11 protein-coding genes are annotated in these 12,631 nt (G+C 40.6%); 2 read left to right on the plus strand and 9 right to left on the minus strand.

Going from position 1 to position 12,631, the window contains the following annotated elements; translation table 11 throughout:
- Window positions 1–19: 19 nt before the first annotated feature.
- Window positions 20–427: an MmpS family transport accessory protein gene (locus tag ABDV71_RS17795; RefSeq protein WP_343534973.1), complete on the plus strand. Its 408-nt coding sequence runs from the start codon at window positions 20–22 to the stop codon at window positions 425–427.
- Window positions 428–511: 84 nt separating this feature from the next.
- Here the strand turns inward: ABDV71_RS17795 and ABDV71_RS17800 are convergent, their stop codons facing one another.
- From ABDV71_RS17800 to ABDV71_RS17810, 3 genes are all read right to left on the minus strand, one after another.
- Entirely contained in the window at window positions 512–1,696 is a 1,185-nt protein-coding gene (locus ABDV71_RS17800) for an MFS transporter (protein ID WP_343534974.1), read from the minus strand.
- 103 nt (window positions 1,697–1,799) lie between these two features.
- Entirely contained in the window at window positions 1,800–2,384 is a 585-nt protein-coding gene (locus ABDV71_RS17805; RefSeq protein WP_343534975.1) for a hypothetical protein, read from the minus strand.
- A gap of 45 nt (window positions 2,385–2,429) precedes the next feature.
- Window positions 2,430–3,350, minus strand: a complete 921-nt coding sequence (locus tag ABDV71_RS17810) for a hypothetical protein (protein ID WP_343534977.1) — start codon at window positions 3,348–3,350, stop codon at window positions 2,430–2,432.
- Window positions 3,351–3,561: 211 nt separating this feature from the next.
- Between ABDV71_RS17810 and ABDV71_RS17815 the strand changes: the two genes are divergently transcribed.
- Entirely contained in the window at window positions 3,562–4,515 is a 954-nt protein-coding gene (locus ABDV71_RS17815; protein WP_343534979.1) for a helix-turn-helix domain-containing protein, read from the plus strand.
- Window positions 4,516–4,517: 2 nt separating this feature from the next.
- On the opposite strand, the gene ABDV71_RS17820 is transcribed toward ABDV71_RS17815, so the two are convergent.
- From ABDV71_RS17820 to ABDV71_RS17845, 6 genes are read right to left on the minus strand one after another with little or no spacing between them, the layout of a single operon-like run.
- Window positions 4,518–5,714: an AGE family epimerase/isomerase gene (locus ABDV71_RS17820; RefSeq protein ID WP_343534981.1), complete on the minus strand. Its 1,197-nt coding sequence runs from the start codon at window positions 5,712–5,714 to the stop codon at window positions 4,518–4,520.
- Window positions 5,715–5,716: 2 nt separating this feature from the next.
- On the minus strand, window positions 5,717–6,937 hold the full coding sequence (locus tag ABDV71_RS17825) for a glycosidase (protein ID WP_343534983.1): 1,221 nt from the start codon (window positions 6,935–6,937) through the stop codon (window positions 5,717–5,719).
- Between the two features lie 4 nt (window positions 6,938–6,941).
- Complete coding sequence (locus ABDV71_RS17830) at window positions 6,942–8,768, minus strand: sodium:solute symporter family protein (protein WP_343534984.1); 1,827 nt, start codon at window positions 8,766–8,768, stop codon at window positions 6,942–6,944.
- 8 nt (window positions 8,769–8,776) lie between these two features.
- Window positions 8,777–9,913: a glycosyl hydrolase gene (locus tag ABDV71_RS17835; protein WP_343534985.1), complete on the minus strand. Its 1,137-nt coding sequence runs from the start codon at window positions 9,911–9,913 to the stop codon at window positions 8,777–8,779.
- 13 nt (window positions 9,914–9,926) lie between these two features.
- Entirely contained in the window at window positions 9,927–10,946 is a 1,020-nt protein-coding gene (locus tag ABDV71_RS17840; protein ID WP_343534986.1) for an IPT/TIG domain-containing protein, read from the minus strand.
- A gap of 28 nt (window positions 10,947–10,974) precedes the next feature.
- Entirely contained in the window at window positions 10,975–12,627 is a 1,653-nt protein-coding gene (locus tag ABDV71_RS17845; protein ID WP_343534987.1) for a RagB/SusD family nutrient uptake outer membrane protein, read from the minus strand.
- Window positions 12,628–12,631: the final 4 nt, after the last annotated feature.

Below are 12,631 nucleotides of genomic sequence, written 5' to 3' on the forward strand. Positions count from 1 at the left end.
AACCCTTTAATGTCATATCATGAAAAAGACCACACTTCTGCTATCATTTTTAATCTGCTCTACAATTTTGTTATTATCTGCCTGTAAAAAAGATAAGAAAGGTCCAGACAACAACAGCTACCCTAAAAACGCCTCGATAGAATATCGCTATACACTTCTTTCTGGTAATCCAACAGGTATTGAGCTTAGCTATACCAACGAAAATGGCGGAACAGAGGATATAAGAAATAGCACATTACCTTATAGCAAAAAAATAACCCGTAAAGTAAACGCCAATGATGCTGTTCTTGCTGGATTTCTTGCAACTGGTCCAGGCTCGATCAAAGTAGAACTATTGATAGACGGCAAAGTTGTTGATAGCAAAACAGCTTCTGTAAACACTGCCAATGCTTTTACAGAATCGACCATTTATGTTTGGAATCAATAATTGGTTAACAAATATATTAGGGCCTGTCTGCATCGAACACAAAGTAGGCAGGACCCTTTTTCACCAAATCATTGGGAACTACATTTATCTAATGGCCGTAATTTTCCTTACCAGCAAGCTAATTAAAATACCAAAACAGCCTACCACCGCGAAAGAATAGCGCAAGCTGAACAGTTCTGAAATGTAACCAATTAGCGGTGGCCCCATTAAAAAACCAAAGTAACCGATACTTGACACCATGGCAATGGCCAAACTGGATGGAATTTTATCGTTGTTACCGGCAATAGTATAAGTCATTGGAATAATCACCGAAACGCCTATCCCCACCATCATAAAACCAATAGTTGCCACAATCAAATTCGGGAAAGCTACCGACAAAAACATTCCGGTAGAAATCACCACTCCACAAATCTGCAACATGGTCTTTCTGCCATAAGAAGCAATAAATTTATCACCAATAAAACGACCGATGGTCATCATGGCGGAATAAGAAGCATATCCTAATATGATCCACTTTACTGGTGCGTGCACAATTTCCTTAAAATAAACACCACTCCAGTCCATCATTGCCCCTTCGGTAGCCATACTACAAAAAGCTATAATGCCCAACTGTACCAAAACACCTTGTGGCTTCATTAAAAACTTCGGTTTTTCCTTTTGTACTGCTTTACCAATCAACAAAAACCGATGGTTGATAAAAATATGTGTCCAGCCTATGCCAGCTATGATCCAAAAATGAACTGCAGTCGTTAAATGCAGGTTCATCATCAACAAACCAACCAAGGCACCCGTAAAAAGCCCCAAACTCCAAGAGCCATGAAAAGAAGACATGATTGGTTTACCATAATGCCCCTCGGCAGTAACCGCTTGCGTGTTTAACGCAATGTTACATAGATTACCAGAAATGCCAAACAACAATAAAAACAACGCCAACTGCCAACCATGCGTAGCCAGTGCCAAATTGGTCAAACAAAGCGCATAAAGTGGCGTAGCCATGGTTAAAATTTTCTTACTCCCAAAAATTGCAACCAATCGCCCCGAAAGCGGCATAGTAATTAACTGACCAATGGGAAGTGCCAATAAGATACTGCCCAAAGCAGCATCTGAAAGATTTAAAGCGGTTTTTAAATCGGGGATACGACTGGCCCAACTGGCAAATACCAGCCCCTGGCCAAAGTAGAATAGCGATACGGCTAAACGAATGGTCTTTTTACTATACCTACTAGTTTCTTTAACGGACAAATCAGAATTATCGGCAATTGTTGACATGGAAGAAGGGGGGATATTATTTTCCGCAAAGGTCTGCAAAAGCACAGACAACAGCCCTATGAATACCCCATTCTTTTGCTTTTTAACATTGAAATTACTTTGTCTAAAACAATCCCAGTGCTAACCCAACAGATAACGCATTAAAGCTTTTCCTCGCGTTCATATTTCCATAATAAGAACAACCTATGCCTATGCCTCTATTGATCATCAAGCTATATCTTAATTCATAAGGTAGCCCAACGGTGGTTCTCTTTTTAAACTTTTCATCCTCCCAGGGTTCTTTATTCTGATTAAAAATGACATCGGGGTCTGTTTTGGTTACTATTGAAAAACCAGAAGAGAAGCTGATTTGCTGCCTTCTGAAGAACTTATAAATCTTCCCATACTCCACATTGACGGTACTTATGCCTCTTACATCAACATTACATTTACATTCGCTACTACAAGATTTATGTCGCTGCTTTTGCTCTTCACTTTTTGGGTCATACCCACCGCCTGCGCTAAGCCGGAAATAATGATGTTCCATTTGCAAATAGGCACCCCCTAAAATAAATGTTCTATAATCGTCAATATGACCCGCCTGCACAAAAAAGTATAGATTATCAAAGCTCAAGTCCTTATTTTTTTGTGCAAAAACGTTAAAAAAAGAGCACATTAGCACTCCTAATGAAATGATTATTGTCTTCATCTGTTTAGTTTTTAATTGATTAAAATGATAGCAGTGATTTCTGCCTTAATGAGTAGGGTTTGATGAATTACTTTTCAAGCTCATCACCCGTTCTATTAAAGGAGGCAGTCCGCTTTTGTTGATTTGGTCGGTATCCCAAAAACTCATTACGCAGCTGACATAATTATTACGAACTGGCGCCACCACAAAATAAATATTGAGCCTTTTTCCACCTTCCATGGTCAGCAATAGAGAAGTGATTCCAGTAAAATCATAAACAATTTTTCGAGCGGGAACTTCCACCCCTTCAAAAATCACCGTAGCAGTGGTATCTAAAACCGTCTTACCTTTTTTCTGGTTAAAAATTCTGGCCACCTGAGTGTCAATATCCTGCTGAGCACTTTCCGAAGTTGCATGAACACTCCAACTCATTTGCCCATAGGATGGACATTGCATATTATTCACTCCTCGCCAAGCACAGTTCCGTCCTATCTTAATCCTTCTTCCTGCGAAATTAATGCTATCGGCACCAAAGGAATTGAAAACACGAGGTGGTATTGCTCCATCTCTAAGGAGAGGAACAAGTTGCCTTTCCAAAGCTTGGTTAGTGGCCATCAAAGAAGCAAAAGTGACCGCCAATATTTGATTGTTCTTGTTTTCAACAAAATAGAAGGACACACTATTAAGCACACCTTTTGGTTCTTCGTATTTTTTAACTACATAAAAATTGCGAAACCCTAGAGTACTGTCACCTTGCATTAAATCCTTCTCCTTAATTTTTAACTTAGAAAAATGTTTTAAGATGTTTTTCTTACTGAATTCCTCGGCTTTGGTTTGACTGTTGATTTCTATCCCGTCTACATTAAAAAAATCAGTTCCACTGCTATAAATTCCCTGAAGCCTACTGAACAATTGATTTTCATTTTGAGCAAAGGCCGCAAATGCAATTAACATCACACTCACGACAATTAATATGACTTTTTTCATTTTATGGATGATTAGTGTACCTCAAAATTATAAGACACAAATCCGTTAAATAATCTTAAAAAGACACAATATATCACTCAAATAAATCTTTTAAGATAATCATCAAGTCATTTCAACTAAACAGCAAACCTAAAAGATACATACAATTTGTTTTTATAGCCAAAAATTATTCTTTTACCACTATATTTACTTATAGAATAATCTTTTAACGATGAACGAGCAAGCTAATTTCTTCGAACGTATAAAGCAAACCTTACCTAGCTATCAAAATTTGGCACAAAGCGTAGCCGATATTTTAGGAATCAGCACTAACGAAGCATATAAAAAGATACGGGGCACCAGTCTTTTGAACATCAGCCAAATCACCAAACTGTCTGATGGTTTTGGCGTACCTTTCCAATACCAGCCCAGCCAATTACCTACGGTTACCTTTAATTATGTAAGCCACAGCGACCAAGCCGAGCACATGACGGAATACCTAAAGGAAATGCTGGCCACCATGAAACAGATTCAAAAAAGTAAGCAAAAACACATCACGGTAACCAGTGATGACGTGCCTATTTTTCACTTCTTCAAATATCCTACACTAACGGCTTTCAAATTGTTTTACTGGGCAAACAACCCTAGCATGCAGCAATTTGACCTAGAGAAATTACCCAGCAGCATTTTAGACATTGCCTTGGAACTTCATCAAGTTTACCTAGAGATTCCGAGCACTGAAATTTGGGCAAAAGACACCATACATGGCACCATTGAACAAATAAGATATAGTTTTGAAGCAGGCCACATTGCCAATAAAGCCGATGCTGTGGCCATTGTGGAACAGTTACGATACTGCCTTACCGATATTAGCATGTACGCCATTGGCAGTAAAAAAACCATTGACACTACGCACTCTTTTAACTGGTACCACTGTGATGTATTGGGCGGCATTACCTACTTGGTCGACCTTGAACAATCGATGCTTTGCTATAATAGATTTAACACTTACAATTACCTAAAAACGGAAGACCAAACCTTTTGCCTGCAAACCAAAGATTGGATCAAAGGACTCATCAACAAATCGGTTGCTTTTAGCGGACAGGGCGAAAAACATCGGAACAAATACCTTTATCAGGCTTTTGCCGAATGCGACAAACTGATAGATGAAATTAACAGGGCTTGAGTTTAGTTGATTCGTGAAATTCGTTTAATCAGTTCAATACAGGCCCTGCCGTTATGGTAAGGGCATTTCCAGAAACCTGCTTTCACTTCGTCCATGGGGTTAAGATTTTCGTCAACACCCCAAAACCATTCACCATTTACTTTATCCTTGAGGCAGCTCTTTACAAAACTCCAAGTATTTAGAGATTGCTGAAGGTATTGCTCCTTTGCAGATAATTGCCAAGCGTTGAAAAAACCCACCATGGCTTCAGCTTGCGGCCACCAATGATATTCTTTTATCCAATGATTTGTTGTGGCATCATATTCATACAACAACCCACCGTTTTCGGCCAAACCTTTAGCAGCGACATCAGCCATTTTTAAAGCCAATTGTTTAAAATAGGCCATTCGCGTTTGGTCGTTGATAATTTCCGCAGCCTCACATAACAACCAAGCGGCCTCAATATCGTGTCCGAAAGAAACCAAGGATGATTTAACTTGCCAGTTCTCCGTAAAAAATAGTTGCAAATGGGAGGTTTTAGAATCTACAATATGCTCACGGAAATTGTTCAAAAGTTGGACAATGGCATTTTTCAACGCTCCATTAGGCCAAACACTATACAAATTGGCATAAGCTTCTATCACATGCAAATGCGTGTTCATCGATTTTTTCTCGTTTTGGTCCTTCTCGCTCAAACGCAAATCGGCAATAAGTCCCCAAGCTTGGTCATGCGCCTCAATGTAGCCCGTATACACTTCATCATAGCTATATTTTTCAAGCAATTGATAAGTAACTTTTGCTAACTCAAGGGCCTGTTGATTTTGAGTAGCTTTATAATATTCACTTAAAGCATAAATCGCAAAAGCTTGTCCATAAACCTGTTTTTTACCATCCAACAAAGTGCCATCAGGGTTTAACGACCAATAAAAACCTCCATTGGGTTCATCATGAAAAAAATCGAGCAGGTAACGATAGGCTCGTTGCGCCATCGCCAAATATTGCTTTTGTTGGGTTAGCAGATAGGCTGACGAAAAAGTATAAAGGATGCGGGCATTTAATACCAAACCTTTAGCAGCAGATTCAGCTTGGTTCAAATAGTTGACCTGCCCATAAAAACCACCCTGCTGTTCATCGACGGTATAAGCAGACCACCATTGCAATAAGTGATTTAATTCTGTGGTTAATTCTTGTTGATATTGTTCAATGGTGAGGGACCCCATGCCTACAAACTTACCTTTCCATTCAAATTTACCAGCATATTTTTTTCTTCGTCGATTTTTTTATTGTTGTCGATGATATTGATGATAGTTTGAACGGAAGTGGCAGACCTTAAACCATCCTCGGGATTGTGAGTTACATAATCCAACAACTGTGCTATACTTGTAGTGGCCACATGCATTCTGGTATCTGAAGAGGCGTAATAAATGTACACCGTTCCATCATTATCCAATATCCAACCATTTGAAAAAACCACATTGGACACGTCGCCCACCCTTTCCTCACCTTCTGGTGCAATAAAGTAACCCGCTGGCTTATGTGTTACTTTAGTTAGGTCATTTAAATCGGTCATGAACATATACAGCACATATCTCAATCCCGCAGCGGTATTTCGTACGCCATGTGCCAAATGCAACCAGCCTTTCTCAGTTTTTATTGGTGCCGGACCTTGACCATTTTTAGCTTCGTAAACGGTGTGATACTGCTTTTGGTCAATTACTTTTTCTTCCTTTACTTCGGCATTTTCAATGGTGTCAGATAGGCCAAAACCAATGCCACCACCATTTCCAGCTTCAATGAAACTATCTTGTGGACGGGTGTAAAATGCGTATTTCCCATTTACAAACTCGGGGTGTAACACCACATTTCGCTGTTGTGCCGAATTGGTTTTTAAATCAGCTAAACGTTCCCAATTTTCAAGGTCCTTGGTACGGGCAATGCCACATTGTGCTATTGCCGCCGATTGGTCGCCTTTACTGGCCTTGGGGTCTCTCCTCTCTGTACAAAACAAACCATAGATCCAACCGTCTTCGTGAGCCACCAACCTGATGTCGTAAACATTCGTATCAGGATTTTCTGTTTCGGGCATCACCACAGGCTTATCCCAAAATTTAAAGCGATCTATGCCATTAGGGCTTTCGGCAATGGCAAAAAAAGATTTACGGTCATTACCTTCTACCCTTGCCATGAGGATATATTTTCCTTCGAATTTAATTGCTCCCGCATTCAGTACGGCATTCACTCCAAACCGTTCAATCAAAAACGGATTGGTTGATGGATTCAGATCGAATCTCCAATTTAGTGGAATATGTTGAGCTGTTAATACCGGATTTTGATACCTATGGTAAATACCATTCTCCGTGGCTAGCTTTTCATTTGGCTTTTGTATCAATTGTTGATGAGCTTTTGTCATCTGTAAAATACGCTCTTCGAAATTTGTCTTCATCTTTTTAATCTTCTAATCTATTCCACCAGGTTCTTTTTAAAATAACTACGATAACGGCTAAAACAGCCAAATTCACTGCCAGCTGAGGATACATTCCCGTAATGAGATACATAGGAAATATGGTGAGGCAGAGCTGGGCTACAATTCCCAAAGCCACGTTGAACATGTCTAGCTTAAAATTTTTGTTGGCTTTGAAGGCAGGTTCTTCGGCTACCACCAGTTCATGGATGGGCTGCCAAAACCCCCAAGGTTTTACATTTTTATAAAATGATTTTAAAACCGCCATATCTGTAGGTGGAGCGGCATAAGTACCGATTACACAACCAATGAGCGAAAGCACGAAAAGTGCTGGCCACCAAAACAAAGGCAATCCAGTGGTTACGTAGGGCATTAACAAAGCTGCACCAATACCTACCGCCATTCCCCAGAAAAAACCATTGGCATTAAAGCGCCACCAGTACCACTTTAAACAGTTGGCCGCTACGTAACCGCCGTACAAACCACCTACTATCCATTGCAGAATATCATTTACATCTTTGGCCAAGAAACCAAAAAACACGCCCGCCACTACCACCAACACACCTACGATGTAGTTCATAGAAATGATTTTTTTGGTAGGGGCCGCTGGGTTAATGTATTTCAAGTAAATATCATTCACAATATAGGCCTGTGCAGCATTTAAGGTTCCACTAAAGGTTCCCATAAAAGCGCCCAGCAAACCTGTTAACACTAAACCAAGCACACCAACTGGCAAAAAATTATTAATGGTTGCAGGTAAGATCTTTTCAAAATCGGTAATACCATTGGCATCCTTAAGATAGATTTGGTTGTAATAGAGAAGTGCTAACACGGTTAAGCCCGTTACCATGGTGTATCGGATAGGTAGCAAAATAATGCTCACAAAGCCCGTCATTTTACTAGCTTCCTTCGGACTTCGAGTACTCAGTATTTTTTGCATATCGTAATTAGGTGCTGGCCCCGCCAAGGACGCAAAAACACCTTTCAAGAGCATCATCATAAAGAAAAGACCAAACAGGCTAAAACCGTCATCCGCAATTTTCTGATTGGCTTCGGCCGCAATCTTGCTCCAGTCGAGATCGAGTTTCCAGCCAAAGAAAGGGTCGTTCCAACCATGCGGCACATTTAAGCTTTGAGTAGCTAAATGCTGCACGGCAATGACACCAATAGCCAAACAGGCCATGGTCATGATGATGTATTTAATGGCATCGCCCAAAACAATGCTGTGCATCCCTCCCAAAATGGAATAGAACATGGCAAAAAGGGTAAATACGATGCCGTAAAAATGCGGCACATACTTGTCGGCAACATGAAAAGGCACATAATCCTTAATATAGTCCCACGGCACAAAAACCTGAATAAACTTGCCCAAGCCTACAAAACCATAGGCCAAAAAACCGAGGCAGCTAATAAGTGCAAAGGCAATAACAATGGCATGCGAACCGTTTACTCCTTTTCCAGCCAAGCCAAATCGTGTTTTCAACCATTCAGCGCCAGTAGTTGCATTGGAACGTCGCAACCATTTGGACAAAAACATCATCATAAACACTTGATTGAACACTGGCCACAACCAAGGAATCCAGATGCTTTTGAAACCGTAAACAAAACATAATGCCACCATCCACATGGTGCCGCTGATGTCGAACATATCACTGGCATCGCTAAGCCCCAACATGTACCAAGGCAGCTTTTTACCTCCCATGAGATAGCTTTCTTTGTCCTGCTTGGCTTTATTCTTCATATAAAAACCAATCAGCACCATGGTGGCGAGATAAATGATGAGGATAGCGATGTCGATGAATTGTAACTTCATTAGTTTGGTTAGTTTGTTTGGTTTTGGTATATCTTTTTGCTACGCAGTTTTTTCTCTAACAACACTTTTGGTTTTTGGGAGAAGCGTTTAAAATCTTCGGCAGAGTTGCCCCCTTTGTATGGCGCATAGTAATGCATTTTTTTGGAAGAGGGCATGTAACCTGCATTGCGCCATACAAGCACATATGAAAGCGGATAATCTTTAATGGCCGGCCACAATGTACCTGTCCACCAATTTGGATCGGGTACGTTTTCGAAGCCTGTTTCGGCAAAGGCCGCCAACTTATTTTTTTCGGCTGCGAGCTTGGTGACTATTTCAGATTGCCTTTTAATTTCCCTGATAAAGTTCTCTTTCTTGTTAAGGTCAAACTGATAGGTATCAAAGCTTAACACATCCACATATTCATCGCCCGGATAACTGCGTAAAAAGTCTTCCTTGGTTTTAAAATCGTTGGTATTGTAAACCATAATGAGGTGGTCGATTTTTTTGGTCTTCCTCAAATAATCAGCAGTAAATCGCCATATCTCCTTCATTTCTGCTGGCGTAGTGGTATTACTGCCCCACCAGAACCAATGTCCCGTAAGTTCATGAAAGGGTCTGAACAATACCGGAATATATTCGCCCTTGTTTCCTTTTAAGCTGAGCAGAAAATCTGCGGCCCTATCCAACCATTGTTTGTACAGTTGATGTTTATCGCCTCCGGGCAAAATTGCCTTTACGGTGTTACGAGTGGTGTCCCATGACGAACCTCCTGTTAACGGATTATCGAAATGCCAGCTGATGGTAATGACTGCTCCTCGTTCGTAACCTGCTTTGATGTAGGCCTTCATTTTTTCAAAAGGCACGCCATCAATGTTATTTGCAGAGCCATGCTCAATCCTCCCAATATCCCATCCATACACGGCTGGATAATCTCCCGCCGTTTCTTTTACATCACTTCTTCCCTCTTGGTATTTCCAATCTACACCGTAAGCCAAATCATCCTGATGCCCAAACAAAATATACTTTTTGCTTAAAGCATATAAGTTTTGGTATAAAGCCTTGGTTTCCTTGGTAGGATTGGGATGACTTAGCTTTTGGGCTGCCGCCTTTTGCAAGCCTATTAAAGCAAGCAGCAAGTGGAGCAGGGTTATTTTTTTGAGCATAAATAATTAGGGATTAATAGAAGCCAATGTCATCAATGTATACCTGCGAAGCTAAATTGCTGAATTCTTGGAAGGTGATATATTCAATGGTTGCAGGGTTACCGATATTAATTAAAGGCACTTGATAATCTGTCCATTTTCCTTCATTTAAAATCAACTCATAGGTACTTGCAGCAGGCGTTACCGAAATCCTTATTTTCTTACCCTGTGTTCCTGCGCCACCAAAAATGGATATTTTCACCATGCTATAACCTGTGGTATTGAATTTAGACACCAACCTAAATCTTACCGCACCAAATCCTACATAAGTTGCCTTAATCGCTGCTGTACCCCGTCTATTATTTTCGGTACTGGCCAAATTGAGCGTGCTCGAATAAGAAGTATTGGTCCACGAATTTCTTAGCGCATCATCAAAAATAACATGCTTTAAACCAAAGGTTTTGGTAGCCGTTATCGAACCTACAGGAGTAGTGACTACTACTGGACCATAAGTTACACCTGTTGGCACTTTCACTTTAATTTGCGTTTGGGTACTGGAAACAATGGTAGCATTTATACCATTAATAGTTACTGCGCTTACACCTTTGAAATAATTTCCGGCAATGGTGATTTCATCATCGGGCACTCCTGCGCCTGGCGAAAAATCTTCAACCAATGGAGAGGGCTGTCTAATTTTAAAATTAAGTGTTGCCGTACCATATTTAGTAGTCACAGTAATTGGGTTATTGATAGGATCGGTTAAGTTTGCCGGAATTTTTACCGTAATGCTATTATCCTCGGCATAGGTAAGTGAATCAGCGGCAAGCGTACCATTAAAATCAACCTTTTGAGTGGTTTTCAGGTTAGCTCCCTTGATCATGATCCAATCCCCATAATCAACCGCTTGTAGCTCAGTACTTCTATTGGTTAAATTGGTGACTGCCGTAAGGGTTGGTGGTGCAGTGTTTTCTTCCTTATCTTTTTTGCAGCCAAGTAGCACCAACATGGCTACGGCGATGAGGGAAGCTCCAAAATATTTTGCTATAGTCTTCATATGTTCAACTATTTAGTCATGTATTAATTTACCAGCCCGGATTGTTGATTCGTTTAAGGGCTGTATTTGAATTTAGTTCGCCTAATGGAATAGGATACAATAGGTTTTTATTTGCCCTTAGCTTAGAGATATTGTTTTGTCCCGTCCCAATTTTATTCATCACCTGCAAATAAATACCCCAACGCATCAAATCAAAACGCCTAATGCCTTCTAGGTTAAATTCTCTAGCTCTTTCGGCCAATACAAAGCTTCTAAATTGCTCAGGTGTCATGCCAGCAGGCGCATAGGCTTCTGGTACTGGGGTAGCAGGTGTACCTGTTTTCAGATACGCTCTTAATCTTACTTCATTCAAGGCATTATAAGCTAAGGTAGTTGCGCCATTTACTTCATTTTCGGCCTCGGCATACATCAAATAAACTTCTGCATAGCGCAATAAGGGGACAAAAGCGTCACTTTTTACCACCGTTGGCTCCGTTACGCTGTATTTAATGGTATAAGCACGCTCTGCCGTGGTAGAGCCTGTATTATTATAGGTTACGCCGTTAACCACTTTGTACTTTGCCGACTGCCATGAAGGATAAAAGATATTTGTTCCTTGCAAGGTGGTATAGTTATGGGTAATGCCATCCAACACTCTCGTATCAGCTTCATCGTAATCCTTATAATGGTTATTGGTGGTAAAAACGGCTCCCTGTCCAAAGGTCGAGCGTGCAGAAAAGTAGTTGCCAATTTCGTTGATAAAGCTGGTACCTGATAGCGATTGCAGTTCCCACATGTGCTCTTTGTTGTTTCTTCCAGCAATGCTCCATAAATCTTTCCAGTTAGGTGTAAGTGCATATTGCCCACCGCCGGGCAACAATTCAGCAGCTTTATCTCTAGCAAGTAGGAAGTAAGCTTTCGAATCAACACCTTCCAGTCCCGCCACTACCGTTTTGGCATAAGTGTAATAGCCATTATCAGTTCCTCCCCTTACGGTTACATTTCCAGTTGCAGCTCCAGAACCAATGGTCAAATAGGTTTTTGCCAAAAATGCTTTAGCTACCCCTTGGTTTACACGACCTACTTCTCCTGCTTTGGCATGTCCTAAAGGAAACAAATTGGCCTCTGCTGATTTAAAGTCTGCAATGACTACATCATAAGTAGCTTTTACCGTAGCTCTAGGCACATTTGTTTCTGGGTTTTCGGCAGAAATGGTTTTCAAGTGAATGGGAACTCCACCGTATAGTTGTACCAGTTGGAAATATGCCCAGCCTCTTAAAAAATAGGCTTCACCTAAAATTCTTTTCTTAACATCAGGATCTATATCGGTAATGTTCACCACATTTTCCAATACCGAATTTGCTCTCGAAATAATGGTATAGCAACCTACCCAAGGCCCATCAACACCCCAGTATGATTGCGGGTTACCTGCTCCTGTAGTACCCAAGTACCAATCGGCTCCCGAAACGTGGTCATCATCCAAAATGGTCATGTTCCAAAATGGCTGCAAGTACATTTCCCAAGTATATAAAGCCGCATACACACCATTAATGGCCGCTTTTGCATCGCTTTCGTTTTTATAAAAGTTTTCTGGCGAATAAAATGAGTATGGTTTTTCTTCCAATGCCTTTTTGCATGAAATGGTGCTTAACAAAGCCAAACCAATTACCGATACCGTTAAATATTTTGAAATCGTTTTCATGTGG

Source organism: Pedobacter sp. (genome assembly GCF_039594775.1).
In the GTDB taxonomy this organism is placed as follows: Bacteria; Bacteroidota; Bacteroidia; order Sphingobacteriales; family Sphingobacteriaceae; genus Pedobacter.